This is a genomic window from Rathayibacter rathayi, from assembly GCF_004011095.1.
Classification (GTDB): domain Bacteria; phylum Actinomycetota; class Actinomycetes; order Actinomycetales; family Microbacteriaceae; genus Rathayibacter; species Rathayibacter rathayi.
Genome location: NZ_CP028129.1, coordinates 2,320,345 through 2,344,810, shown reverse-complemented (window position 1 = coordinate 2,344,810; position 24,466 = coordinate 2,320,345). Strand labels below are relative to the sequence as shown.

The window sequence follows — 24,466 nt, the reverse complement described above, 5'->3', positions numbered from 1 at the left end:
TGCGTGGCCGTCTCGGCGGCCTCGGGGGACAGAAGCCGCGGGCTCCAGCGGCCTCGGCGGACGACCGTGGACGCCCCAGCTCTGACTACGGATCAGAAGGTTGGGGGTTCGAATCCCTCCGGGCGCACTCTGGTTGAGACAGAGCAGAACGGCCCGCTTCGGCGGGCCGTTTTCGTTTTTCCGAGGGATCGACGGCCGCACCGCTTTCCGCGGGAATGCGCTCTGGCGATGTCGTCGGGTCTGCCCCGGTGTTGTCGGCCGCGCACCGCCTCCAGCGCCGACCGCCCCTGCCGCGCCTCCGAGACCTTGGGCGCGCCGCTTCGTCCCTCCACAGGCTCTATCTCGCGCCGTTATCTGCTGATCCCGTCGTAACCGCGGCTGTGACATTGACCCGAGCAATACTCTCCTGACGTGGGGCTGAACGGTCGCCGCCGGCGCGTAGCGCTCGGCAGGCAGAGGAGAGGACATCAGATGAGTCGAACGGAACTGTCGGGGCGGGGCGAGCGCGGACGACCTCGAGCGCGGACGGGACGGGCACTGGTGGGCACGACGGTGGGCTGCGTGCTCGTCGGCGGCCTGCTCGGCGGAGGTCTCGCGCCGCCGCGGGCTTACGCCGCCGACGCTGCTCACACGACGATCGAGAACACCCTGCTGCAGGGCGGCTCCACGAACGCCGGAGTGACGACAGTCTCGGCCTGGGTACAGAAGGGCGAGACGCTGCGGGTCGACCTGCATCCGCTCAAGGGAGGCTCCGGCGCCGGTGAGGGCGAGACTGGAGGCGGCTCCGCCAGGGTGACGGCCCCCGACGGCACAGTCCTCGACGAGCAGGACTTCGCGGCGGGAGCGGCACCATCGGTCTCCGCGGGAGGGACGTTCGTCGCGACCGAGACGGGGGTGTTCGAGATCCAGGTGTCGGACGACGACGTGACTGCTCCGGTCAACCTCGCGTGGAGCATCGGAGTAGAGGACGCTCGGGGTGCGGCGCTGGCCGGCCGGGTGTGGTCCACGTCCTACGCGATCCAGTCCGGGGCGAAGGAGTCCTACGCCACACCCGAGGAGCGGCGCTCCTCATTCACCCTCCATGCCGTCACCGAGACGGGCGCCCGGTACGAGCTCGGGTTGCGCGGCTACGACGGAGTCGCCTCCACGCTCCAGGCCACCAACAAGGGCAACGTGCGCGTCGGGTCGTCCGATCCCTCCTACCTCTCGGTCCCCATGCCGCAGTCGACCGAGGCAGACGGCATCGGCGCGCAGTATGTGCAGGCGTCCGGACGCTCCGGGATCGACGGGCTGCAGACGTACAAGCTCTTCCTCGATCCACCGTCGCCCGACCTGCCGGAGTCGATCGCCCCGGCCTACCGGGCGCCGACGATCGAGGCACTCGCCTTCCGCCGCTCGTCGGCAAGCTCTGACGCGGGTGTCGTGACGGGCGTCCTCGGGACCCAGCCGGGCACCCTGGTCGTCGACGTCGATACCGACGGAGACGGCTCCTACGACGGCGAGCTCGATGTTCACCTCACCCGCATCGCGGGCACGACCGGACCCTTCTCGGTCGACTGGGACGGTCGCGATGCGCAGGGTCGAGCGGTCGACGTCGCCGACGCCGGCGTCAGCTTCCGCACGTCTGTCGGTCGGACGAACGAGTTCCACTTCACCCGGGTCGACGCGGAGTCCTCGACCGGCGGAGTCTCCGTGGTGCGTTCGACCGGCGGCGGAGACGGATCGTCAACGGTGCACTGGGACGACTCGCTCTTTGCCGACTCGAACGCCGAACGCTACTCGAGCACCGCTGCGGCGACGTCCGGGGCGAGCGGTGCCGACTCCTCCGGCGGTATCCACCGCTGGGAGGGTGACGACTCCGGTCAGGGGCGCGCGCCGAACGAGAACGACTCGGTACACGGCTCCTACGGCGATCTGCGCGCGATCGACGATTGGGCCTTCGGCTCCGACGGAGCGGTCGCAGTCGCGCGACTCGATCCGCTCGCGCCGCATGTGACCATCGCGAAGTCCTCCTCGGTCGACTCCGCGACCCCGCTGCTGCCCGGAGTCCGCGTGCCCTACCGGGTGACGCTCACCTCGGACGGATCCGGTGACTACTCCGATGCGGTCGTCATCGACTACCTCGACGAGGGTGTACTCGATGACGCCGACCTCGACGCGGACTCGCTCTGGACATCGCAGGGTGCAGCGTCGGTCGACCCGGCGACAGGCCGTCTCTCCTGGTCGGCGGGCGGGCTTGCGGTCGGAGCGACCGCCGAGATGACCTTCGACGTGGTCGTGACCGGCGCCGGAGACGACGCCCTCGTCAACACTGCCTGCCTCGCCGATGCGCCCTTTGCGCCCGCTGAGTCCGGAACGGGGACCGACGCCACTGGCTGCGCCACCGTTCGGCACGTCGTGGGCGACGGGTCGCTTCTGCTCCGCAAGACCGCAACGCAACCGAGCGCCGAGCACGGCGGCACGGCCGGGTTCGATATCGTCGTGGCGAACACCGGGTCGATCGACGCGACCGACGTGACGGTGACCGACGTGCCGACGCTCGACCACCTGATCGAGCCGAGCATTGAGGATGGCGCGGGAGGAACGCAGCCGGCCGTGGAGCCCGTCACGGGTCTCGACATCCCTGCCGGCGGGCAGGTCTCGTTGCATGTGAGCGGTCGGGTCGCCGACGGGTATGAGGCCGTGACCCTGCCCAACCGCGTGTCGATCACGCATCAACCCGAGGGCTTCGACCCGCCCACCATCGAGAATGCGTGCGCTGATGACGCTTCCTTCTCCTGCGCAGAGATTCCCGTGCCACCCGTCGAGGGTCGGCTGTCGCTCGAGAAGACCGCGCTCGACGAGAGCGTCGACCACGGCGGGCGGGCCGGGTTTCGCATCGTGGTCGCCAATGAGGGAGCGCGACCGGCGGAGGGGCTGACGCTCACCGACGTCCCCGAACTCACGCACCTGAGCGACGTGACGATCTCGCAGGACGGCGGTCCGGCCTCGTCCGACCTCTCGATCGAGGACCTGACGCTGGCAGCCGATTCATCGACCATGTTCACCGTAACCGGGCGGGTCGCGGACGGGGTCGACGCCTGGATCATCCCCAACCGGGCGCGCCTGACGGACGTCCCGGAGGGCTTCGAACCGACGACGGTCCGGCACCCGTGCGCCGATGACGGCGGGGCGAGCTGCGCGCAGGTGGTGGTTCCTCCGGTCGGACTCCTGCCGACGGTCCTCGCCTCGACAGGAGCGGCGGCGGGACCCCTCGCGGCCGCAGCGGGCGTCCTGCTGCTTGCGGGCGGTGCGCTGAGAGCCCTGCGCCGCCGCCACTCGACCCGCACCTCGTGAACCGGAGCCCGGGCAGCCTCAGCGCCGCCCGGGCTCCCCGAACCATCACCTCGAAAGGCAGCACCACATGACCGAGCACGTCCACCCCTACCGCATCACCGAGCGCTTCCTGCTTCCGGACGGACGCGTTGGCGTCACCACATGGTGGGCTCAGGATCCCGAGCAGCTCGAGCAGCAGCTCCGCACGCGCGCCGGGCATCCGCATCCTGAGCGGGAACCCAGTCGGCGGCTGCACCGCTCCGGACCCGACATCGTGCTGGTCGAGGAGCGCACGGGGGACGGCTACCGTCCGCTCGACCCTCACCTACTGGCCGGTAACGACGCCCAATGGCGCCGAGCCCTCGCGCGATCACGGCGGCCGGCATGGCTTCGTCGGATCGTCGGTCCCGGCGATCTGGTGCAGGCGGACCCGCCGTCGGACACCACGCGCACGGTGGAGCAGGGGGGACTCGGATGACCGGTGGGCCACGGCCTCCGAGAGCGCGGGAGTTCGCGCGGCGGGAGCCGGGTGGCGGGAGCCAGGGGGCGGGAGCCAGGTGGCTAGGCGGCGTCCTCGAACTCCAGCGGCCGGTCGATCGCGGCGGAGGCGGAGGCCGCGTCGGCCGGAGGAGCCGCGGCGGCGATCCGGGAGTGCTCGAGGCCGGCGAGGAGGACGGCAAAGGCTTCTTCGAGCGCGGCGGTGTCGCGGAGGAGGATCCGGTCGCCGCTGGCCGGGTCGAGGCGGACCGTGCGGTAGGCCGGGCGGGGGAGATCGGTGACGAGGGTGATGATGCCGAGGACGACGCAGCTGCGGTGAGTGCGCACGGTCCAGCGGTTGGCGCGGGTGCGGAGAAGGATCGTGACCGGGTCCGTCCTCGGTGACGTGGTGCTGGAGTGGGGAAAGGGGTGACGCTGGCGGTGCGAGGACCCTCCCGAAACTTGCTGCACGAAGCGCCCCCGCTTCCTGTGCTTGACAGCAAAGCGCAGCGGAGGTCACCGGCTCCGGGCCGCGGCCGCGGCATGCAGGGCCCGCAGGAACTCGGGGACCACAGGATTGCCGGTGTCACGAGCGAGCACACCGATCTCCCGGCTCGCGCCAGGGTCGTCGATCGGAATCTCACGGACGTTGTCGTCGACCGAGGACGGGCTCGGCGGCAGGATCGTGAGACCCAGGCCGGCGGCGGCGAGGCCGCGAGCGGCGCGGTAGTCGCCGACCTCGAACGCGGGAACGGGGTCGCGCCCGTCCACGGCGAGCAGGCGCCGGGCCGAGTCGTGGAGGCCGTAGCCGGGCGCGAGCATGATCAGGTCGAGGCCGCGAAGATCATCGACCGTGACGACGCGGCGCGAGGCGAGCGGATGCCGGGAGTGGACCACCGCGAGCAGCGGCTCCGTGTAGAGGGTCGTCGTCGTGGCGCCGGGAAGGTCAGGCGGATCCGCGACGATCGCCAGCTCCGACTCGCCGTCCGCCACTGCCCGCAGGCAGAGGGCGCGTGAGCCGTGCCGGAGACCGAAGCCCACATGCGGCCATCGTCGACGGAAGCGGCGGATCACATCCGGCACGAAGCTCTCGCCGAGGAGGGTCTGGAAGGCGAGGTCGAGGCGTCCGTGCTCGACGTCCCCGGCCTGCCGCACCTCGGCGAGTCCGGTCCGGATGAGCGCCATGCCGTCCTGGGCGGCCTCGGCGAGCCGGGTCCCCGCTTCCGTCATGACCACCCCGCGGCCATCGCGGCGCACCAGGGGAGTGCCGACCAGGGCGGACAGCCGAGCCAGCGACCGGCTCGCCGTCGGCTGTGGAACAGCGAGTTCAGTGGCGGCGGCGGTAACGCTCCCGGTCTGTGCCACTGCGACGAGCACGGGGAGGAGTCGGAGGATCGCGGGCCAATCATGAGACACGCCACCACCCTAGATCGGGATATGACCAGAACGCATGAATACCAGGAGAAAGGACATTAGTCATGCAATCAGCGGCGGTCTACGGTCGGATCCATGAGCACCGGAGCGCAGACCAGATCGACGCGCGCCGCGGCTCCGTTCTCCCAGCGACGACTGACGATCGCCCTCCTCGCAGCCGGAGTCGCGACATTCGCCGAGCTCTACGCGGTGCAGAGCGTCCTCCCGCAGCTCGCCCAGGAGTGGTCGATCGCCGGATCCGATGCCGCGCTCACCGTGTCGGCCGCGACGCTGGGGTTGGCACTCTCGGTGCTGCCGTGGGCTTCGGTGGCCGAGCGGATCGGCCGGCTCGAATCCATGCGCCTCGCGGTCCTCACCTCGGTCGTCCTGGCACTGTTGGCGTGCGTCGCCCCCACCTTCGAACTCCTGCTCGTCCTGCGGTTCCTCGGGGGAGCGGCGCTCGGTGCCGTACCGGCACTCGCCGTGGCCGCTATCCACGACCGGATCGAAGGTTCCGGAGCGACGGCGGCCGCGACCGCCTACGTGTCCGGCACCACGATCGGTGGCGCCGCCGGCCGTCTCCTCGCGGGTCCGCTCGCAGCGGCGCTCGGCTGGCGGGGCGCCCTGCTCGTCGTGACGGCGGTCTGCGCTGCGGCGGCGATCGCCTTCGCGGTGCTGACCCCGCGGGGCGGCGCGCGCAAGACGGTACCCGCTGGTTGGCGCAAGAAGACGGGACAGGCCCTCCGCGACCGGATGCTGGTCGCGATCGCCGTGCAGACGTTCCTCGCGGTCGGAGTGTTCGTCGCCGTCTACAACTACCTGGCGTTCCGGCTCGAGGCCCCGCCGTTCGCGCTCGCGCCGGCGCTCGTATCGCTCCTCTTCGCCGCGTATCTCGCGGGCACCGCGTCCTCCCGGCTCGCCGGAACGTGGGGTCCCCGCACCGGCCCCCGGCTCGTGATGCGGATCGGCGTGGCGCTGATGATCCTGGGACTGCTGGTCATGCTCGTCCAGATCGTTGCCGTGGTGATCGCGGGCCTCCTCGTGTTCACGGCGGGATTCTTCGCCCTGCACGCGACAGGTGCAGCTTGGACGGGGGCCCGGGCGGCACCGGCTCTCCGCGGACATGCCGGCGCGGTCTACACGATCGCGTTTTACGCGGGCTCGGCCGCAGGCGGTTGGCTCCTCGGTCTGGTGGTCGAAGCGGGCGGCTGGCCCGCGCTGACGGCGGTGACGATCGTCGTGCTGCTGCTCGGAGCGGGAATAGTGAGTGTGCCCGCGCGCACGACGGAGTCGATCCGCTAGACCGGGCTCTCGGAGATTTCGCCGGACCGGTCGGACCTGCGACCTGATGGCTCGACTATACGAAGCGGGGGAACGGCATGACGCAGAGCACCGGAGCGGAGCGCTCCCCCGCTGGGGGAGGCGGGCTCGACGAGAGCGGCACAGATCCGCGGTACCACGCGGGCTTTCAGCGGGGATACCGGGGCCGCGACACCGAGCGGCGCACCGGCGGCGAGGAACGACTCCGCTCGTCTCTTTCTGCGGGTAGGGCAGCGAACGAACAACCAGCGCGCCAGTGGGCGGCTCCGTCACTCAAGGACGCCTCTGGGGCATTAGGTGCACGACAGGCCTCCCCGACGATCCCCTCCGCAGTGCCCGAGAAGCAGGCGCTCCCTTTAGACCCGACCGGCTCTGCCGGCCAGAGCGTTTCCGCGCCCACTCAGTCGACCGTCCCGCAGGTGGCTGAGCCGGTGGCGCCGCTCGCCGCCGAGCCGGGCGCTGTGGCCGACGACGTCCCGGCCGGTTCCGCCCTGCCCGTGGGCCGCGCCGCCGGGGCCCTGGCCGTCGTCGGTGCGGTGATCGTCCTCCTCGGACTCCTCTCCCTCTGGAACAGCTCGCAGAGCTGGTACGACTACTCGCCGGTGCAGAGCGTCTTTGGCCCCGAGCAGTACCTTCGCGTGTTGACCGACAACGCGATTGGCCCCTTCCTCACCGTCGGCCTCACCGCTCTCGCGCTCGCCGTCGTGCTGCCACTCCTGAGGGCTCCCCGACGATGATCCGCCGCCGTCTCCTCTGGGCCTTCGCGATCGCGGTCACCGTCGTGCTCTGGGCGGCCGTGCTCGCGCTTCCGGTCGTGGTTCTGCTGCTGCCGAACCAGTACCAGGGCGACTCGGTCACCGTCCCGCCGGAACTCTTCGTACGGCAGGCGCTCGGCCTGGTCGCCCCGCCGCTCCAGACCGCCGCCCTGGTGATGCTGGGGTCGCTCATCGTCATCGCGGTGGCTCGACGCCCGCCAGCGCGGGTGAGCGCTGCAGAGACCACGAGCAGCTGGGACGACGCGGTCTTCTAGAACCAGGACGCCGGATCGTTGGAGACCAGATCGGCCAGACGCTCGCCCAGCACGGTGCCGAACGGGAGGCCGTGCCCCGAGACTCTGGTCGCCAGCGTCAGCACATCTCGACGAGGTCCCCGCGGGTCACGGGGCCTCCCGGGAGGCGCGGCGCACCCCGAGAAGGACGACGAGGCGGAGGAATCCGACGAGTCCCGTTCCGATCAGGGCGGCGATGAGCATCAGCACCGCGACGCTCGCCACCCAGGTCGTGTCGCCCGTCACCGACTGTGCGGCGAATTCGACGCAGAACAGCGCCAGGCCCGCGTAGCTCAGGGTGAGAAGGGTGATCGTGCCCGGGCGGCGGAGTCGCTGCGAGGGCGTCCGCCAGAGGGCCGATGGTTCGAGCCAGCGGCGCAGCAGCCGGACGACGAGGGTGCCGACCAGGCCGAGGAAGCCGGCCGCGATCAGGATGATGCCCGCGCCGCTCAGCCCGGAGGCTCCGACGCCGGCGAGTTCGAGGGCGATCCCCACCGCGACGCACGCAGCGCCGGCACCGCCCGCGATCATCGCAGCCCACACTCCGAAGCCGCCGCGGAGGACGCTCTCGCGCTCGGCCTGTGCGCGGTCGGTGTCGCTCGGGCGGCGCCGGCGCGGACGGATCGGCCGGTGCGGTGCGGGCGCAACGGCGGCCCGGGTCTCGGCGGCCCCCCAGACCGGAGCCGCCTCGGGCATCTGCGACTCGATCACGTTCTCGCGCACCGGCACAGAACGCAGCGGCGCATTGATGCGCACCTGCGGGCGCCCGCGCACGACGATCGTCGCCCCGAGGTCGGCGTCGCGTTCCAGCGCGACGGGCCCGAGCAGGAGCCCCACAGCCGTGTCGATCCGCCACGCATCCGACCGGGGAGCCGACCCGTACCACTCCGCCGACACCGCACCGCCCAGATCTACCACAATCGGTCTGCCGTCGCTGTAGCTCGTCACGGGCACCAGCGACCGGCCGGAGTTGCGCACCCGCGCGCCCACCCGCCACCAGCCGTCCCCGGCGTGCGTCAGCCGCACTTCGACATCGACCAGCGATGCCGGCACCGCCCGCCGCCGCCCGATGACCACCGCCACGACCGCGAGCCCGGCGATGACCAGCCCGCCGAGCAGACCGACCAGTCCGACGAAGATCTCCATCTGATGAGTCAAGCAGGCGGAAAAGAAAACGGAGGATCGTGGGCGACGTGCAGCAAGGAAGGGATCTCACCCAGTGCAAGAAACCCTGCTGCTCAAGGGCATTTCAGTTCAGACGTGGGTTGCCCCCCAGCGGTATTCGCCGGAGAGACCAGCGGGGGGTCTTCAGCGCGGCGCGTCGGACGGGGAGAGGTCAAGCCCCGTGCGTCGTTCCGGCGCGCGCGTAGCGTCAAAGGGATCCGAACCAGCCGACCATCGCCGGCGCTCGCTCCCGGCAGAGAAAGAGGACCCATGCCCTCCCGCAACACCCTCGTCCGCAGTCTCCACGACCTCGGAGCCGCCGCCTGGTTCGGCGGCTCGCTGATGGGCGCCGTCGGCCTGAACGGCGCCGCATCCACCTCGTCCGATCCTGCGGAGCGCCTCCGCCTCGCCTCGAACGGTTGGGCGCGCTGGACCCCCGTGCAGCTCGCCGCCATCGCCGCCCACGGTGTCGGCGGCATCGGCCTGATCCTCGCGAACAAGACCCGTCTCACCAACCAGCGCGAAAGCCGCACCAACACCGTCGTGAAGACGATCGTCACCGGCCTGGCCGGCACCGCCTCGGTGGTCGCCGCAGTCGCCGGAGCAACGCAGGCCAAGCACGCCGACGAGGGCGCGCCCGGCGCCACCGAAGCGTCGCCGCAGAACTCGCAGGAACTGACGACGGCCGTCCGCGTACAGAAGGTCACGCAGTGGGCGATTCCCGTGCTGACCGGTCTCATCATCGTCCTCGGCGCCCAGCAGGGTGAGCAGCAGCGCCCGGTGAAGGGCCTCTTCGAGACGACGGCGCGGATGTTCCGCCACTAACCGATGCCGCTGACGCGTGCGGGGTCCGGCCACCGGCGAGCGGTCTCGCGTCGGGCGTTCAGAAGGAGGGTTCCCCCGGGAATCGGCTCCGCCGGCGTCGCCGTCGGCTCGGGCGTCGGTTCGGCAACCGCGAGTTCGGGCGTCGAGACCGGCGCGACGCGGTGCGGAGTCGCCTGCTGGTAGTCGTACGACATCCCCAGCAGCGACGCGTCCTCGCCACGCGGAGCGGCCAGCTCGAGACCGGCCGCACCCGTCGAGGTGAATCCCGCGGGCAGCGAGACCGTCGGCACACCTGTGTTCGCGCCGATATCGCAGAAGGTCGTGCCCGCCCAGTCCGGAGTAACCGAGCGGCGCCTCGCTGTGCTCATGCTCGACCTGGTCACCGGTGCCATCTTCTTCCGCTTCTTCCCGGGATTCGGCATCGGGACGTCGATTGCCGACACCTTCGGGACGACAGGCGGCGACGGCGGCCTGATCCCGTTCACAACTCAGGAAAAATTCCTCCGCGCCCCCGCAGAATCCGCCAGAACAGGCGGTCCCGCCGACGTTCATCCTTCGTTGTGAACGCGATCGGCCGAGCGAGACTCCTCGGAGTGGCCGGCCAGGCTAGACCGCAGGCGGAGTTACTTCAGCCGGCGGAGGAAGCGGGCCGGCTGGTCGAGGAAGCTGCGCCAGGTGCGCACCAGGTCGAGGTCGTTGAAGCGGCAGGCGCGCAGACCGGTCTCGTCGAGCTCGTAGAGGTCGGCTCCGGGGAGGGCAGCGAGGATCGGCGAGTGGGTGGAGAGGAGGACTTGGGAGCCGCCGGCGATCAGGTCGCGCAGTTGTCCGATCAGAGCGAGGCAGCCCGAGACCGAGAGCGCGGATTCCGGCTCGTCGACGAGCCAGAGGCCGCGGATCCGCGAGCGCTTCATCACGATGTCGAGGAACGATTCCCCGTGGCTGCGCTCGTGGTATCCGCCGTCGATGCCGACGTCCTCGAGGTAGCTGAAGAAGCCGTGCATCGTCTCGGCGCGGAGGAAGAAGCCGCGCTTCGAGGCGCCCGCTCCACGCACCAGCTGCAAGTGCGGTGTCGCCGGGGCCGACCCCAAGGACGGAGTCGGCGGGGCCCGCCCGGCGCAGTGCGGCGCGGACGGCGTCGGCCGGCTCCGCGATTTCGCGCACTTCGCAGCGCTCGACACGGCGGGCGGCGTCGACCAGAGCGCGGCGGATGCGCGCCGGGTCCTCGAAGCGCGGATGGTGGTCGGTGACGATCACCGGCGCGGCTGCTCCCGCCTGCACTGCGGCTGCCGCGAACCTCGCTCCGTGCGCATGGCGACCGGGCAGCGGCGAAGAGCGCTCCCGGTCGGATCTCCCGGTGGTCGAGGGTGACGCTTGTCACGCGGGCGCCGCCGTCGCCGAGGAGTCGAAGGCCCGGGCCGACGAGGTCGTTCAGAGCGGTGCCGCTCGTGTGGAGCGGAGCGAGGAGCCGGATCGCCGGCACTCGTGCCTCCTGTACGCGCAAGAGATCGGGCCCCGCGCAGCGTCGGCGCGCGGGGCCCGATCAATTACTTCGCGGTCGGGCCGTAGAAGGAGCTGATCTCGTCGAGCTCTATCTCGGCTGTGGTCTGGATGAGCTTGAGCAGCTCGGGGTCCAGGCCCGGCGAGAACTCCTCAAAGCGCTCCGGCGCGATGACGGAGGGGACGCCCTCGGGCGCCTGCTCCTTCGACTCGAGGTTCGTGCCGTCGTTCGAGGGCGAGGCTCCGCGGTAGATCTTCCCCGCCTCCGACGCGCCGTCGAGATCGAACGTGTACTGCTTGCTCTGGAGTCCGAGGTCGACGAGCTTGGCGACCTCGGGGAATTTCTCGGCATTCGTCTTCGGGATGGGAAGGGTCTTCCTCCAGTCGACACCGAGCGTCTCGAGCGCCTTCGCATAGCCGTTCTCGTGCGCCTGGTCGCGCACGATCAGGTAGGCGATGGTGGAGCGCGCGGTCGTGTTGTTGGTCATCTCGTAGATGCGGCACTTCTGCAGGCGGCCGGTGGATTCGAGCATCAGGTTGTAGAGCAGGTCGAGCACGAGGTTGCCCGAGTTGTAGACGTAGCTACCGCTCCACGGGTTGCCTGCCGCGTCGACGGGCAGTGCGCCCTGGGCCCCGACGAGGTAGTGGTGGATGTTGCTGGTGTCGAGCGCGATGCTCAGCGGAGTCGCGCCGCCCGCGCCCGGGGTGTCCAGCGGATCCGTCGGCTTCCCCTGGTAGCGCGGAGAGCCGTCGAGCAGGCGCGAGATCGTTGTGCCGATCAACTCGACGTGGCTGATTTCCTCGGTGCCGATGCCCTGGATGAGGTCTCGGTAGGGCTTCGCGTCGGGGCCGCGGAAGTTCATGGCCTGAAAGAGGTACTGCATCATCGTGCGCATTTCGCCGAACTGCCCGCCGAGTCCCTCCTGCAGGGCGTTCGCGGCGGCCGGATCCGGTTCGTCCTGCTCGATGTCGTTGATGAGTCGTTGCGCGTGGAAGAACATCATTGCCTCCAGAAGGATCGTTGCTCTCAGCCTGCGACGCGTTCCTCGCCGCGCAGGAGCCCCTTGCGGCGAGAGCCCGGCTGTGATTACTTCCGGCTGCGATTTCCCCTCAGCGCAGTGCGAACGCCTCCCGGTAGAGCGCGGTCAGCTCCGGTGAGCTCGGACCGCTGAGCCCGCAGGTGAGGATCGTGTCTCCGTCGGCGGCGAGAAGGTAGTCGACTCCGTAGTCGAAGGTGATCGGCGCGCCGTCGACGGCCGTCTCGGTGGCCTGCGTGAGCGTCACCGTGTCTCCGATCTCTCCGGCGTAGCGGTCGAGGACGTGGAGGGTGACGACCGCGCCGTCGATGCCGCGCACCTCCGCACGGAAGGCGACCTGTGCAGGCGAGAGCGCCTCCGCGGTGACCGGTGAGCAGACGGCGCTCGGGCCGCCGGTGCTGGAGAGCTGGAACGACGTGCTCGACGTGCCGCCGATCCCGAGGGCGAAGGGGAGCAGCAGCGATGCGGCCGCCGCGGTGCTGAGCGCTCCCACGCCGACCGTCAGCCACGGGGAACGGCGGCGCGGAACCGACGTCGGCGGCTCCTGCGTGCCGGGCCCGCCGGTCGCGGCCGTGATGTGAGCGGCGAGCTCGGCCGGCGTGAGCGGGGGAAGCGTCGCTGCGGGGTCGATCGTGTGCAGCACCGAGCGTGGGTCCTCACTCGATTCGGTACGCGCCCCGGCGGCGAGCAGCCCGGCGAACTCCGTCCGCCCTCGGTCCAGGCGCATCGCGACCGACTCCGCGGACTCGGCCTGCACGACGGCGATGCCACGGATGCCGAGCCCCTCCCACGCCCAGAGCCGGAGCAGCTCGGCGTCGGCCTCGCGGACCCGGGCCAGGGCGAGGCGGGCGGCGATGTCGGACGCCTCCTCGTCGTGCAATTGCGGTGGATCGACGACGCCGACGCGCTGCGAGAGCAAGACCTGCCTCCGCTGTAGCCGCCGAGCGGTCTGGAGCTGTAGTCGCGCGACACCGATGGCCCACGGGACCGGGTCGCCGTCCGGGAGGTCGTCCCACCGGCGGTGCAGAACGCCGAGGGTCGAGGCGAGGACATCGTCGGCCTGGGCCTCGTCGGTGCGGCGCCAGAGGTAGCGGCGGACGGGGTCGGCGATCGCGGCGGCGAGAGCGGCGAAGCGCTCCGGGCCCGCGAGAGGAGTGGGCATGCCTCCATGCTCCTCCTCGGCGCCGGGCGCCGCTCGCCAGGGCTCGGCGCGCCGCGCGGTGACGGGGACGAGGAGGGCTGCTGAGCAGAGGGGCGAGCGACCCGTCAGCGGCCGGACGCGCCCGCGGACTCGAGCCAGCCCGCGAGGAACGGCTCGATGTCGTCCACCTCGGCCATCGCGAGCCGGTCCAGCCCGACGCCGCGGCACTCCAGGGTGAGCACATGACCGCGCACGGAGGCGGCCGCCCGGACGGCGCCGTCGCCCTCCCACACCTCGAACGGCTCCTGCTCTCCGTCGACCGAGATCTCGGCGATACGGGTTGGCGCGGGGAGCGCCTCCGGGCGGACGAAGGAGATCGGCGACTCCTCGCGGCCGCGCAGCAGCGCGACGTCCCGGCGGGGATCGCCGAGGGTCGTCCGCGTCTCGACGGAGGGCCCCGCCCCTCCCCGGACCGCCCCGACTCCGAGGAATGCGAGGCCGTGCGGTGCGCCCGAGAAGATCCACTCGCCGAGCACTCGCCGACCACTCCACCCGCAGACCGCCCACAGCGGCAGATCACCGAAGGAGGCGCGAACCCGGGCAGCCCACTCGTCGAGGTGCGCGCCGTACTCCGCGTCGTCGAGACGGCTGCCGGAATGCATGGCTCGATCGTAGGACGAGGGGTCCGGAGAGGCCAGGCCCCTCGCTACTGTGAACTCCGACCCCGCCTCCCTTTCCCGCCGAGGAGCCCCATGCCCATCTGGACCCTGCACGGAGACGGCCGAACCGTCGAGCCGGGCGCCGTCGTCGGCCCCGGTGAGCGGCTCAGCTGGCCCGCGACCGTCGCGATCGGCATCCAGCACGTCGTCGCCATGTTCGGAGCGACATTCCTGGTGCCTGTGCTCACCGGATTCCCGGTCGCCACGACCCTGCTCTTCTCGGGCGTCGGCACGCTGCTGTTTCTCCTGGTCACCCGCAATAAGCTGCCCAGTTACCTCGGCTCGAGCTTCGCGTTCATCGCGCCGGTGACGGCAGCGACGACGGTCGGAGGGACGGGGTCGGCGCTCGCCGGAGTCGTCGCGGTCGGCCTGCTGCTCGCCGCGGTCGGCGTCGTGGTGCAGGTCGTTGGCCTCGGCTGGATCGACAGACTGATGCCGCCCGTGGTGGCCGGCGCGATCGTGGCGCTGATCGGCTTCAACCTGGCTCCGACCGCCTACGACAGCTTCGAGAAGGCACCGCTCACCGGGACGATCACGCTCGCCGCGATCATCCTGTCGAGCGTGTTCCTGCGGGGTTTTCTCGGCCGCGTTTCCCTCTTCCTCGGCGTGCTCATCGGCTACGTGGTGGCGCTCGTGCGCGACGAGATCGACTTCTCCGCGGTCGGCACGGCCGACTGGTTCGGCCTGCCGCCTTTCACTTTCCCCGACTTCGGGTCCGGATCCACATGGTCGGGCATCGCGATGTTCCTCCCCGTCGTGCTGGTGCTGATCGCCGAGAACGTCGGGCATGTGCGTGGAGTCGCGACGATGACTGACGCCTCCGCCAACGCGAGCACCGGCCGCGCGCTCATCGCTGACGGCCTGGCGACCACGCTGTCGGGTGCCTTCGGCGGCTCCGGCACCACCACCTACGGCGAGAACATCGGAGTGATGGCCGCTACCCGGGTGTACTCGACGGCCGCCTACTGGGTCGCCGGTGTCACCGCGATCCTGCTCAGCCTCTCGCCCAAGGTCGGTGCGGTCTTCAACTCGATCCCGGCAGGAGTCTTGGGCGGCGCGACCACCGCGCTCTACGGCCTCGTCGGTGTGATCGGCATCAAGATCTGGATCGACAACCGCGTCGACTTCTCGCGCCCGGTTAATCAGTACACCGCGGCGGTCTCGTTCGTGATCGCGATCGCCGGCTTCTCGTTCTCGTCGGGTGGTGTCGAACTCGGCGGCATCGTCCTCGGGGCCGGCGCGGCCCTGGTGATCTACCACCTCGGCAACGCAATCGCTCGCTGGCGTCGCACTGGCGCCGACGGCGGCGGCCCCCTCCCCGCCATCGGCCAGCTCGGCGGCGACCCCCGGGACGGCTGACGCGCGGTCGCCTGTGCCGGTGCCCGCCGAGGCATCGTCTCCTCGTCGAGACACCCGCCCGTCATTCCGGCGTCTCGGCGCACGCGGCGTCGGCGCCTTGGCCCGGAGCAGCGCAGCGTTTACCACGTTCGAAGCAGTCCGCAACCCGGTGCGCTCCCAGACAGCTCCCGCCTAACGTCGCGAGTGACGACCGCAGCAGCGGAACGCCGCACACCGAGTGAGACAGCAAGGAGCACCACCGTGCCGCAGATCATCGAGACCGTTGACGTCACCGTCCCCGTGTCCGTCGCTTACAACCAGTGGACCCAGTTCGAGGAGTTCCCGCGCTTCCTCGACGAGGTCGAGTCGATCCAGCAGGTCACCGACACCCTCACCGTCTGGAAGGTGAAGGTCGGACCCGTTGAGCGCGAGTTCGAGGCGAACATCACCGAGCAGCACCCCGACGAGCGCGTCGCGTGGAACAGCACCGGCGGCGAGACCGATCACGCGGGCGTGGTCACCTTCCACAGGCTCTCCGACACCGAGACTCGCGTCACCGTGCAGCTCGACTGGGAGCCGAAGGGCTTCCTCGAGACGCTCGGTTCGCTCGTCGGCGCCGGCAGCCACGCCGTAAAGAAGGACCTGAACAACTTCAAGGAGTACATCGAGAAGCAGGGCACCCCCGACGGTGCCTGGCGCGGCGACGTCGAGGCCTGAGCCGTGACGGATGCATCGGCCTCGTCGGACGGCGAGAAGAAGGCGAACGGTCTCGGCGACGATGAGACCATCCCCGCCTCCGAGGACGGGCTGGCGGTGGGAGTCTCCGGAGACTCCCACTTCAACCCCGAGGAGGACACCCCCGAGGAGCCCTCCACCAGCTGACCGCTCTCCCCCTCCCCCCGCCGTCCTCCCCCCGCCTCCCGCCTCCCGCGAGATGCCACTTATGCGCAAGACACGCCGTGAGGCGTGCGCATAAGTGGCATCTCGCGGGAGGAGGCTCAGCCCCAGGCGCGGGTGTACTGCGGCGGCACCGGGAGCGGCGCACCGAGCGCGTGCGCCATCCGCACCGGAGCATTGGGGTCTCGCAGCAGCTCGCGGGCGAGCAGCACGACGTCGGCGTCGCCGTTCGCGACCACGCCCTCCGCCTGCTCCGCCGTGGTGATCAGTCCCACGGCCCCGACCGGTGCGCCCGTTGCCTTCCGCAGGTCGCGCGCGAAGGGCACCTGGTAGAGCGGAGCGACGGGGATGCTCGCGTGCACGAGACCGCCGGTGGACACATCGAAGAGATCGACCCCCTCGGCACGCGCCCATTCCGAGACGGTGATCGTCTCCTCCAGCGTCCAGCCGCCCTCGGCCCAATCGGTTGCCGAGAAGCGCACGAGCAGCGCCAGTTCGCCGATCTCGGCGCGGACTGCGCGGACGACCTCGAGCAGCAAGCGCGCTCTGTTCTGGAGCGAGCCGCCATAGGAGTCCTCACGCCGATTCGAGAGCGGTGAGAGGAACTGATGCAGCAGGTAGCCATGCGCGGCGTGCAGCTCGATCACATCGAAGTCGGCGCCCGCGGCGCGGCGGGCGGAGGAGCGGAAGGCATCGACGAGGCCGGGCAGCTCCTCCACGGAGAGTTCCCGCGGCTGCGCGTAGCCGTCGAACGCCACGGGCGACGGGGCGACGCTCGGCCATCCGCCGTCCTCCAGCGGCACGGAGCCGCGTCCACTCCACTCGCGGTAGGTCGAGGCCTTCCGTCCGGCGTGGGCGAGCTGCACCCCCGCGAGCGCGCCCTGCCCGTGCACGAACTCGATGATCGGCACCCAGGCGTCCCGCTGCTCGTCGCTCCACAGCCCGGTGTCCCACGGGCTGATCCGTCCCTCGGGGACGACCGCGGTCGCCTCAGCGATGACGACTCCGACTCCGCCGCGCGCGAGGGAGCCGAGGTGCACGAGGTGCCAGGGGGTGGGCACGCCGTCCTGCGCCTCCACCGAGTACTGGCACATCGGCGCCGCCCAGAGGCGGTTGCGGGCGGTCCTCGAGCGCAGGGTCAGCGGCTGGAAAAGTGCGGTATCGGTCATGTCTCTCCTGTCGTGCTGCTCCGCGAGATGCCACTTACGTGCGCGACACGCCGAGGAAAGCCTGCGTAAGTGGCATCTCGCGGAGGGGGTCAGCTGCTCCAACCGGGAGTAGAGCCCGGCTATGCCCGGATCAGCGGGGCCAGGTCGATCCGGGCGCGTCCTGCCAGAGCGTGCTCGGCGGAGCCAGCGACTCCAGCTCCTCGAACAGCGCGTCGGGGATCTCGAGCCCGTCGTCTGCCACGAACGCGTCGTAGTGTTCGGCGGAGGTGGCGCCGACGACCGTCGTCGTCACGCGCGGGTCGCGAGTCGAAAACTGCAGCGCGGCGGCGGCGAGCGGCACACCCGCCCGGTCGCAGGCCGCTCCCATCGCAGCGACGGCGTCGACGATCTCGCGGGGCGCGGCCTGGTATGCATAAGAGGCGACCGGCTCGGGCCAGCGCGCGAGCGCGCCTCCGCCGTAGACCGCCGCGTTGACCACGATCACGCCGCGGTCGACGGAGGCGTCGATCAGCTCCTCGGACGAGCGATCGACCAGCGTGAAGCGGTTGTGGGTGATTACCGCGTCGAACAGCCCGGTGTCGACGTAGTGGCGCAGCATCGGTGCGGGCCCGCCCGAAATGCCGATCGAGAGGGCGACGCCGCAGTCCTTCATCGCCACCAGCGCGCGGACGGGGCCGTCCTCCGCGAAAGCCTCGTCGTACGAGATGCGCTCCGGGTCGTGCAGAGAGAGCAACGGCAGGACGTCCATCCCGAGGCGCTCGCGGCTCTCGTCGAGGCTGCGCCGCATCCGCTCGGCCGAGTAGCTGCCGGTGCTCGGGTCGCGGTCGAGCTTGGTGACCACGGTGATGCCCTCGGGGACTCCGCCGCGCGCCTCGAGCGCCTCGCCGATCAGGCGCTCGCTGTGGCCACCCGCGTACTCGTTCGAGGTGTCGATCACCGAGACGGACCGGGAGCCCGGGTCGGAGCCGAGGACGCGCTCGAGAGCCGGCACTCGGTCGAGGTCGGCGACGCGCTCGGGCCGCCATGAGGTGCCGAGGGTGAGCCGGGTGACGGTGGCACCCGACGGGCCGAAGGGTCGGAGGCGTGTGGGCTGCGGAGTCATCCGCCCAGCCTGGCAGCGCCGGGGCCTTCGCCGCATCCTGTCGAGAGGTGAACGCTGGGTGGACGGGAGCGGTCCGCGCGACCGCGACGACGCCCAGCCGCGAACGATGGAACGCTCGCGCCGAGAACGGAGCGGGCCTTCCTGCCATCCAGGGCGTCGGTCGTCCACGCCGGTGCCGGGGCAATCAGAACCAGAGGTGGAGGGTGAAGTCGACGTGCTCGCCCGCTTCTCGCCCCAGGTCGGCGAGGAGCCGTTGACCTTCCTGGTCGGACCGCGGCAGCGCTCCTCGCTCCGGTAGAGACCCGACCTCCGTGCATCCGCTCAGCGCGAGCAGCCCTGCGGCACAGGCGACCAGCCACCGCTCGCGGTCGTCCGGAACATCGCAGGTCCCCTCGTCCTCGGCGGCCACGTTGCCGCCCCTGGGTCCTCTCCTGCGCTCCCGCCCGCCGTCCACCGCCGGACCCGCTGCGGCTACCGCTTCGGCCCCGCCCCGATCGCCCACACCCGCGGCGGCACCGCCCCGCTCACCGCGTGGTCGCCGACGATCCGCGCCTTGAACACCCACGGGTTGTGGCTTGCGGCCGTGCGGGCGTTGCGCCAGTGCCGGTCGAGGTTCTTCCGCGTGCTCACTCCGGAGGCGCCGAGCGCGTCGAAGATGTCGGAGGTCGCGCGGGTGGCCAGCTGCGTCAGCACGATCTGGGCCTGTGCCGTCTCGAGCTCGGCCCGGTCGTTCTGCCGCTCGTCCTCGGCCGCATCGCCGTCGAGTGCCGCGTCGTGCGCCCGCTGCAGCGCGGTCGCCGCGCGCTCGACGATCGCCGCTCCTGCGTAGGCGGCCGCCGATACCTGGCCCACCACCTGCAGGATCTGCGGGTCCGCCGCGAACGAGTCGGCGTTCCCGTGAGAAAAGATCCGCGTCCGATCCCGCACCTCGGCGGCAATCTCGCGCTCGGCGCCTGCGATCGAACCGGCCAATACCGCCAACAGCACCGCTTGGTAGAACGCGGTCTGGTAGCGGAATCGGGTGTCGAAGTCGATCACGTCCTCCGCCGCGACCACCGCCCGGGTGAAGGTGCTCGTGCCCGAGCCGGTGGTGCGCTGGCCGAAGCCGTCCCAGTCGTCGGCGTGCTCGACGCCGCTTTGGTGCGCGTCGACGATGGCGATCACCTTCTGCCCGGTGTCGGTGCGCTGGGCGAAGGTGTCGATCCAATCGGCGAAGATGCTGCCGGTGGAGTAGTACTTGGTGCCGGTCACCGTGAAGCGCGTCGGGTCTCCCTCGACGGGCGCGACCTTCGTCAGCACGTCGCCCATCGCGACCGTTCCGATCTCGGTCCAGGCGTTGCCGCCGAGCTGGCCGTCGGCGAAGCGGCGAAGCCAGCGCTCGCGTGTTCCATCGGTCGCGAGCAGCCGGTCCTCGACCAGCGCGAAGTGGCCGCGGAGCGCCTGCGGGATGTTCGAGTCTGCTGCGGCCAGCTCGGTCAGCAGACGGAAGAGTTGCGGGAGACTCGCGCCGGCCCCGCCGGCCGCCACCGGTACGCGCACCGCGCCGAATCCCGCCTCCGCCAGCGCACGGATCTGCGCGACCGGCAGTTCCCGGGCGCTCTCCCGCGCCGCCGCTCCCTCCGCGATCTCGGCGAACAGCGGCCGGAACCGCTCCGCCAGTTCCTCGTAGTCCACGGCGGGCACGGCCCGCACCTCGATCACAGTCATCGTCTGCTCCTCCCGGTCCACTCAACTGGGCCGCTCGCGCTCGACCGTAGGGGAGCGGCTCGCTCCTCGGGCGGCCCGTGTCGAACGATGACCTCTCGTGTCCCTCCGTGACGGACTGCACGCGCACCACACGCACAGGGGTCACCGGGAATGCCACACGCCGTCCGATGGTGGCCGTGGGGATGCCCTCCTCTACTCCCGTCTTCCCATCCGACTCCCGCGGCGCCCTCGTTGTCGGCGCGACCGGTATCGGCGGCTCCGCCCCTGTTGACCTGCTCACCGAGCAGGGCCGGCCGGTGACCGCCCTCTCACGCCGCCCGATCGAGGCCCGTTTCGGCGTCACTCCGCTCGCCGCCGACCTGCGCTCAGCCGAGGAATTCGCTCGCGTGCTCGCCGATCAGCAGCCCACGCACGTCTTGCGCGTGCTGGTGCGGAGGTCTCGGATCTCGGATGCTGTCGAGGGCTAGAGGAAGGCTTTCGCTGTGCTCGCCCGCCGATGGTGCGCTCCAGCGCACCGATGCACGGTCATTGATCCGGGAGACGAACTCGTTGCCGGACGCGGTCATCTCTCGCCGTATCGCGGAGAGTCGAGACGATGCGCACAGGGTGAGGAGAGTTCTTATGGTATGAGGAAGCGATGGGGGATCGCCAGGGATACGGTTACGCGAGACGCCGAAGGAGGAGGAGAATTCGTCACCGTCTGCGAGAAGCGCACGCCTCTGACATCGAATGAGCGATGCGACGCAAGAAGGATGACTTCCCCTGCGATACTCTTGTGATCGGTTCGGCTCTCAGCTCGACCGGGCATCTCGGGTCTGAATCGCGAAAGACGACCCACGGAGTCTGAACCGAGGTTGCACGTCGGTATCAAGGGGGCGAGGCGAGTCTTTCCTCCTGCGAATCGGGCAATAGTGACGTGCTGACCGGCCTCGCCTACGACTGCCGACGCCATCTCTCGGTCGGACTCTCCTGTGACGGAGACGTTGGTCGCTTGCGCTTCCTGCCCTGGCCGCCGAGGTGAGGCCACCCCTGTGGCCGCAATGTCTCACAGAAAGCGAAACAGATCGAGGAGACTCTGCACGCGGCGCTACCCGCTCGTCACCTGGGCGGCGGGTGAGAGCTGGTGCCGCACAAAGTGGAGGGTGAAGCTGCGGCGGTGTCCGCCGGTGACGCGCTCGGCGAGGACACGGATACCCAGGACGGCCACGACTCGCCACTGCTCGCTCTCGTGCCCGATGACGGCGGAGAAGACATCGCCCGGCCGGACCTGGTCGTCGCTGGTGCCGTGGCCGCTCGTTCCGTGGTGGGTCATCTCGCCGCTCCTGGAGCTGGCGGACCTCGCGATCGGCGCTTCGGCTGCGCCGCGCAGCCATCCGCCGGCCGCGCGAGAGGGGGGCTCGAGCGACCGACGGATGGTCCTGCGTGCGGCAGCAGGGCCGAGCCCGCCGAAACGATCCTGCGCCGCAGGAGCAGTGTAGGACGCAGCTCCTGACCGTGGCGCGGAATGTCAACCTCTTGCAAGCGCGCTCTCCGGCTTTTCCGATCTCGAAAAACGACAGAACCCGCGTCCCTGCCCGGGAAGCGGGTCGTGTCGGTGTCGAGCGGCGGGAGTCTGATCGGGTGCGACTCCGGCGCGCAATGTCAGGCGGCGGGTTCGGCGCGACGCAGCGGGACGGCCGCAGCGCTCGTGGGCTCCGGCACGATGCGCAGGCCCGCGCCGCTGTTGGCGCGCTCCATCAGGGCCTCGACCCACTCAGGATTGATGGTGGGCTGGCGGCTGCCCTTGAACTCGAACTGGATCGGGATAGTCGGGTGCATCCACACGCCGCGGCGGCCGGTGCCGGCCTGAGGGCTCGCGTCGAGAGTGAGTAGGAAGCGCTCGTCGCGACGGAATTTATTGATGATGACGATCTGGAGATGGGCGAGAGCGCGGTCCTCAACCTCGAGGGCGGCGGGGGGAGTTCCGTACAGGATGGTGCCCATGATGTTCTCCGATCTGGCGTACGAGTGGCTGACGTTCATCACTGTATATCGCTAGACATCTTTGTCTACTAGCTCAGCTAGCTATGTGCGGCCGAGACTGCGTTTTTTGTCCATCGACGTTCCTGGCTCGATTCTGCGCCGATCGCGGACGCCGGAAAACCCTCGGAGATCACGCCCGGGGAAACGCAACGCAGGGCAGGCGTCAGGCGCGGCGCTGCTCCAGCACGCCGTCGGCGTAGTCGCCGATCGGTTCGCCCAGGAGTTCGTGTGCGGCGTCGATCGACGGGCTATCCGCGGGGCGCTCGACGATGTCGCGCATGGTCTGGAGGAAGCGGATGACCGTACCGGCTTCGCTCGGGTTCAAGGTCTCGGCCGCTTCGAGCATGCGACGGTGCATCTCGTCGAGAGTCTCGCGGACCTCGCGGTGCGACGTGGGCGTGGCGACGATGCGGATGGCGCGGCGATCGCTCGGATGGGGCTCGCGCACGACGTGACCGCTCGTGACCAACCGATCAATGAGCACGGTCGTCGAGGCCGAGGAAATGCCGAGGTAAGAAGCGAGGTCCTTCGGGCTGACGTGCACGCCCTTCTGCTGGCGCCGCATCAGGAACTGCACGGCCAGAAGGTCGTTCTCGCCCAGGCCCAGTGATCCGCGGGTCCGACGGCGCATCGCGGCTTCCGCCGTGCGAAAGGCGCGCATCGCGGCGAGGACCTCCACCGCGCCCGGCTCGGTCGCTTCACCCGAGTGCCAGAAGCCCCCGGGTCGCTTCAGCGTGACCTCTTCCATGCAGAACAGTCTAGACAGACTGGTAGTAAGAACATCTAGTTGAGCGAACGTCCCCGGGGGTGGTTGCTTGCGCGGGTCTCACCCGACTCTCCCTTAGGGCCCGCGCAGCCGGTGACGGGGCTCCGGTCTCTCGTCGGCTCGGAGCGGACCCCGAGCGGACCCCCTCGACCCTCACCGACACCGAGCCGCCGCCCCGCGGACCGAACGGAGCCGATCCCGTGAGCCCGCGCCACCTCTTCCGCCTGCTGTCGATCGTCGAGGCGGTGACCTGGACCCTCCTGATCGTCGGGATGCTGCTGAAGTACGCGATCGGAGTCGGCGACTGGCTGAGCGTCGCCGGACCGATCCACGGCTTCGCGTTCCTCGCCTCCGCAGCCGCGGCGCTCGTACTCGCGGTCAACCAGCGCTGGACGACCGGTGCGACGGCGCTCGCGGTGGCCAGCGCGGTCGTCCCGTACGCGGTCGTCCCGTACGCGGTCGTCCCGTACGCGGTCGTCCCGTACGCGGTCGTCCCGCTCGAGCGCGCCTTCGAGCGCCGCGGGCTGCTGAAGGGACCGTGGCGCACCCGCGCGAGCGACGACCCGCGCGACCAGCGTGTGACGAGCCGCCTCCTCCGCTGGGCCCTGGGGCGACCGGTGCTCGCGGGTGCGTTTGTGCTCGCGCTCGTCGCCGTGGTGTTCACGGCGCTCCTGGTGGTCGGACCGCCGGAGGGCGGGGAGGCGTGAGTCGGGCTGTGATCTCACGGCTGGCTATGGGGGTCGTCTGGCGCCTCGGTCGGCGGGTCGATTGCGGGTAGCGAGGCCGGTCTCGCGGCAATGCGGGTGGGCCCCGAGCGATCGGGGGCCCGCGGGTGATCAGGCGGGGCGGGTCTCCGCGTCGATGAGGATCTCGGCGGCGCGGCGGGCGTGCAGGGCGGCGTCGGGGGTGCCGGCGATGGCTGCGGTGGTCTGGGCACCCTCCGCGAGGATCGCGAGCTGCGACGCGAGTTCGGCGCCGCCTCCCGCCTCCTCCGCGAGTGTCGCGAGGAACCGCTGGAACGACTCCTTGTGCTCGCGTGCCATCTCAGCGACTGCCGGGTTCGAGGACCCCAACTCGCCGAAAGCGTTGATGAAGCCGCAGCCTCGGAACGAGTCCTCCGAGAACCAGTCGAAGAGGAAGTCATAGATCGCGAGTAGTCTGCCGCGCGGTTCGCTGGCCGCGGCGACTCGGGCGCTCACGCCGAGCGTCCACTGCTCGTGCCGGCCGTGCAGTACCGCGACGATCACCGACTCCTTGCTCGGGAAGGCGGAGTAGAGGCGCTTGAGCGAGACCCCCGCGGCGGTGCGCAGCTCGTCCATTCCGACCGACTGGATGCCACGCTCGTAGTAGAGGCGGTCGGCGGCCGCGAGGATCGCCTCGCGGGGAGGGCGCTCGTCGAGGGTCGGGGGCATCCCTCCATGCTAGGCGGTGCGGGAACGCGCGTTCTCTGGCCGGAGTGGCAGGCGTGCGATTCGCAGGGGATTGCTGCGGAGTAGCCGATCCTGCCGC

The 24,466-nt window shown here is 70.5% G+C and carries 28 protein-coding genes, 1 tRNA gene and 1 pseudogene; 13 read left to right on the top strand and 17 right to left on the bottom strand.

Translation table 11 applies throughout. The features are described from left to right. Positions 1–37: 37 nt before the first annotated feature. From C1O28_RS15190 to C1O28_RS11275, 3 genes are all read left to right on the top strand, one after another. Positions 38–127, top strand: a tRNA-Arg gene (locus C1O28_RS15190). A 344-nt stretch (positions 128–471) separates the two neighbouring features. Then, positions 472–3,336: a DUF7927 domain-containing protein gene (locus C1O28_RS11280; protein ID WP_127821506.1), complete on the top strand. Its 2,865-nt coding sequence runs from the start codon at positions 472–474 to the stop codon at positions 3,334–3,336. A gap of 67 nt (positions 3,337–3,403) precedes the next feature. Further along, positions 3,404–3,793: a hypothetical protein gene (locus C1O28_RS11275; protein ID WP_097167446.1), complete on the top strand. Its 390-nt coding sequence runs from the start codon at positions 3,404–3,406 to the stop codon at positions 3,791–3,793. An 83-nt stretch (positions 3,794–3,876) separates the two neighbouring features. On the opposite strand, the gene C1O28_RS11270 is transcribed toward C1O28_RS11275, so the two are convergent. After that, the gene (locus C1O28_RS11270) at positions 3,877–4,140 is read right to left on the bottom strand and encodes a hypothetical protein (RefSeq protein WP_097167447.1); all 264 of its coding nucleotides are present in this window, start codon (positions 4,138–4,140) and stop codon (positions 3,877–3,879) included. 168 nt (positions 4,141–4,308) lie between these two features. Then, on the bottom strand, positions 4,309–5,208 hold the full coding sequence (locus C1O28_RS11265; RefSeq protein ID WP_097167448.1) for a LysR family transcriptional regulator: 900 nt from the start codon (positions 5,206–5,208) through the stop codon (positions 4,309–4,311). 93 nt (positions 5,209–5,301) lie between these two features. Between C1O28_RS11265 and C1O28_RS11260 the strand changes: the two genes are divergently transcribed. From C1O28_RS11260 to C1O28_RS11250, 3 genes are all read left to right on the top strand, one after another. Next, positions 5,302–6,507, top strand: coding sequence for an MFS transporter (locus C1O28_RS11260; protein ID WP_097167449.1), 1,206 nt, complete (start codon positions 5,302–5,304; stop codon positions 6,505–6,507). Between the two features lie 350 nt (positions 6,508–6,857). Continuing rightward, positions 6,858–7,262 carry a hypothetical protein gene (locus tag C1O28_RS11255; protein ID WP_097167450.1) on the top strand — a complete coding sequence of 135 codons (405 nt, stop codon included), beginning with the start codon at positions 6,858–6,860 and terminating at the stop codon, positions 7,260–7,262. Continuing rightward, positions 7,259–7,555 (top strand): hypothetical protein, encoded by a 297-nt coding sequence (locus tag C1O28_RS11250; protein WP_097167451.1) that lies wholly within the window; start codon positions 7,259–7,261, stop codon positions 7,553–7,555. The genes C1O28_RS11255 and C1O28_RS11250 overlap by 4 nt, the downstream gene beginning before the upstream one ends. Before the next feature lie 126 nt (positions 7,556–7,681). On the opposite strand, the gene C1O28_RS11245 is transcribed toward C1O28_RS11250, so the two are convergent. Next, positions 7,682–8,719 carry a hypothetical protein gene (locus C1O28_RS11245; RefSeq protein ID WP_097167452.1) on the bottom strand — a complete coding sequence of 346 codons (1,038 nt, stop codon included), beginning with the start codon at positions 8,717–8,719 and terminating at the stop codon, positions 7,682–7,684. 288 nt (positions 8,720–9,007) lie between these two features. Between C1O28_RS11245 and C1O28_RS11240 the strand changes: the two genes are divergently transcribed. Next, on the top strand, positions 9,008–9,562 hold the full coding sequence (locus C1O28_RS11240) for a hypothetical protein (RefSeq protein WP_097167453.1): 555 nt from the start codon (positions 9,008–9,010) through the stop codon (positions 9,560–9,562). Here C1O28_RS11240 and C1O28_RS15720 read toward each other — a convergent pair. Continuing rightward, on the bottom strand, positions 9,559–9,930 hold the full coding sequence (locus C1O28_RS15720) for a hypothetical protein (protein ID WP_237398218.1): 372 nt from the start codon (positions 9,928–9,930) through the stop codon (positions 9,559–9,561). The two genes, C1O28_RS11240 and C1O28_RS15720, sit on opposite strands and share 4 nt — an antisense overlap. Here C1O28_RS15720 and C1O28_RS11230 point away from each other — a divergent pair. Then, positions 9,929–10,126, top strand: coding sequence for a hypothetical protein (locus C1O28_RS11230; protein WP_127821505.1), 198 nt, complete (start codon positions 9,929–9,931; stop codon positions 10,124–10,126). The two genes, C1O28_RS15720 and C1O28_RS11230, sit on opposite strands and share 2 nt — an antisense overlap. 59 nt (positions 10,127–10,185) lie before the next feature. Here C1O28_RS11230 and C1O28_RS11225 read toward each other — a convergent pair whose 3' ends face one another. The 5 genes and pseudogenes from C1O28_RS11225 to C1O28_RS11210 form a co-directional block, all read right to left on the bottom strand. Then, positions 10,186–10,650 (bottom strand): hypothetical protein, encoded by a 465-nt coding sequence (locus C1O28_RS11225; protein WP_181025727.1) that lies wholly within the window; start codon positions 10,648–10,650, stop codon positions 10,186–10,188. 49 nt (positions 10,651–10,699) lie between these two features. Beyond that, positions 10,700–10,816, bottom strand: a pseudogene (locus C1O28_RS16140) (hypothetical protein); the annotation flags it as partial. Positions 10,817–11,106: 290 nt separating this feature from the next. Continuing rightward, the gene (locus C1O28_RS11220) at positions 11,107–12,060 is read right to left on the bottom strand and encodes a manganese catalase family protein (protein WP_097167454.1); all 954 of its coding nucleotides are present in this window, start codon (positions 12,058–12,060) and stop codon (positions 11,107–11,109) included. Between the two features lie 109 nt (positions 12,061–12,169). Continuing rightward, positions 12,170–13,258: an RNA polymerase sigma factor gene (locus C1O28_RS11215; protein WP_097167455.1), complete on the bottom strand. Its 1,089-nt coding sequence runs from the start codon at positions 13,256–13,258 to the stop codon at positions 12,170–12,172. A gap of 104 nt (positions 13,259–13,362) precedes the next feature. Then, complete coding sequence (locus C1O28_RS11210; RefSeq protein ID WP_097167456.1) at positions 13,363–13,899, bottom strand: hypothetical protein; 537 nt, start codon at positions 13,897–13,899, stop codon at positions 13,363–13,365. Between the two features lie 90 nt (positions 13,900–13,989). On the opposite strand from C1O28_RS11210, the gene C1O28_RS11205 reads away from it, so the two are divergent. From C1O28_RS11205 to C1O28_RS15185, 3 genes are all read left to right on the top strand, one after another. Then, positions 13,990–15,315, top strand: coding sequence for a uracil-xanthine permease family protein (locus C1O28_RS11205; protein ID WP_097167457.1), 1,326 nt, complete (start codon positions 13,990–13,992; stop codon positions 15,313–15,315). Positions 15,316–15,555: 240 nt separating this feature from the next. Beyond that, positions 15,556–16,011 carry an SRPBCC family protein gene (locus C1O28_RS11200; RefSeq protein ID WP_097167458.1) on the top strand — a complete coding sequence of 152 codons (456 nt, stop codon included), beginning with the start codon at positions 15,556–15,558 and terminating at the stop codon, positions 16,009–16,011. A 3-nt stretch (positions 16,012–16,014) separates the two neighbouring features. Continuing rightward, entirely contained in the window at positions 16,015–16,176 is a 162-nt protein-coding gene (locus tag C1O28_RS15185) for a hypothetical protein (protein ID WP_164861114.1), read from the top strand. Positions 16,177–16,292: 116 nt separating this feature from the next. On the opposite strand, the gene C1O28_RS11195 is transcribed toward C1O28_RS15185, so the two are convergent. From C1O28_RS11195 to C1O28_RS11180, 4 genes are all read right to left on the bottom strand, one after another. Further along, positions 16,293–17,360 carry an NADH:flavin oxidoreductase/NADH oxidase gene (locus C1O28_RS11195; protein ID WP_097167459.1) on the bottom strand — a complete coding sequence of 356 codons (1,068 nt, stop codon included), beginning with the start codon at positions 17,358–17,360 and terminating at the stop codon, positions 16,293–16,295. A gap of 130 nt (positions 17,361–17,490) precedes the next feature. Beyond that, entirely contained in the window at positions 17,491–18,462 is a 972-nt protein-coding gene (locus tag C1O28_RS11190) for an aldo/keto reductase (protein ID WP_160487569.1), read from the bottom strand. Between the two features lie 184 nt (positions 18,463–18,646). Further along, positions 18,647–18,871 carry a hypothetical protein gene (locus C1O28_RS11185; RefSeq protein WP_097167461.1) on the bottom strand — a complete coding sequence of 75 codons (225 nt, stop codon included), beginning with the start codon at positions 18,869–18,871 and terminating at the stop codon, positions 18,647–18,649. Between the two features lie 62 nt (positions 18,872–18,933). Beyond that, entirely contained in the window at positions 18,934–20,169 is a 1,236-nt protein-coding gene (locus tag C1O28_RS11180) for an acyl-CoA dehydrogenase family protein (protein ID WP_097167462.1), read from the bottom strand. A 182-nt stretch (positions 20,170–20,351) separates the two neighbouring features. Here C1O28_RS11180 and C1O28_RS11175 point away from each other — a divergent pair, with 182 nt between their 5' ends. Then, a complete protein-coding gene (locus C1O28_RS11175; RefSeq protein ID WP_181025688.1) occupies positions 20,352–20,636 on the top strand; it encodes an NAD-dependent epimerase/dehydratase family protein in 285 nt (94 codons plus the stop codon). Positions 20,637–21,256: 620 nt separating this feature from the next. On the opposite strand, the gene C1O28_RS11170 is transcribed toward C1O28_RS11175, so the two are convergent. The 3 genes from C1O28_RS11170 to C1O28_RS11160 form a co-directional block, all read right to left on the bottom strand. Continuing rightward, positions 21,257–21,481 (bottom strand): hypothetical protein, encoded by a 225-nt coding sequence (locus tag C1O28_RS11170; RefSeq protein ID WP_097167464.1) that lies wholly within the window; start codon positions 21,479–21,481, stop codon positions 21,257–21,259. Between the two features lie 329 nt (positions 21,482–21,810). After that, the gene (locus C1O28_RS11165; RefSeq protein ID WP_097167482.1) at positions 21,811–22,152 is read right to left on the bottom strand and encodes a DUF7882 family protein; all 342 of its coding nucleotides are present in this window, start codon (positions 22,150–22,152) and stop codon (positions 21,811–21,813) included. Positions 22,153–22,354: 202 nt separating this feature from the next. After that, positions 22,355–22,939, bottom strand: a complete 585-nt coding sequence (locus C1O28_RS11160) for a MarR family winged helix-turn-helix transcriptional regulator (RefSeq protein ID WP_097167465.1) — start codon at positions 22,937–22,939, stop codon at positions 22,355–22,357. 218 nt (positions 22,940–23,157) lie between these two features. Between C1O28_RS11160 and C1O28_RS11155 the strand changes: the two genes are divergently transcribed. Then, the gene (locus tag C1O28_RS11155) at positions 23,158–23,664 is read left to right on the top strand and encodes a DUF3817 domain-containing protein (protein WP_097167466.1); all 507 of its coding nucleotides are present in this window, start codon (positions 23,158–23,160) and stop codon (positions 23,662–23,664) included. 129 nt (positions 23,665–23,793) lie between these two features. On the opposite strand, the gene C1O28_RS11150 is transcribed toward C1O28_RS11155, so the two are convergent. Beyond that, on the bottom strand, positions 23,794–24,369 hold the full coding sequence (locus tag C1O28_RS11150; protein WP_097167467.1) for a TetR/AcrR family transcriptional regulator: 576 nt from the start codon (positions 24,367–24,369) through the stop codon (positions 23,794–23,796). Positions 24,370–24,466 lie beyond the last annotated feature (97 nt).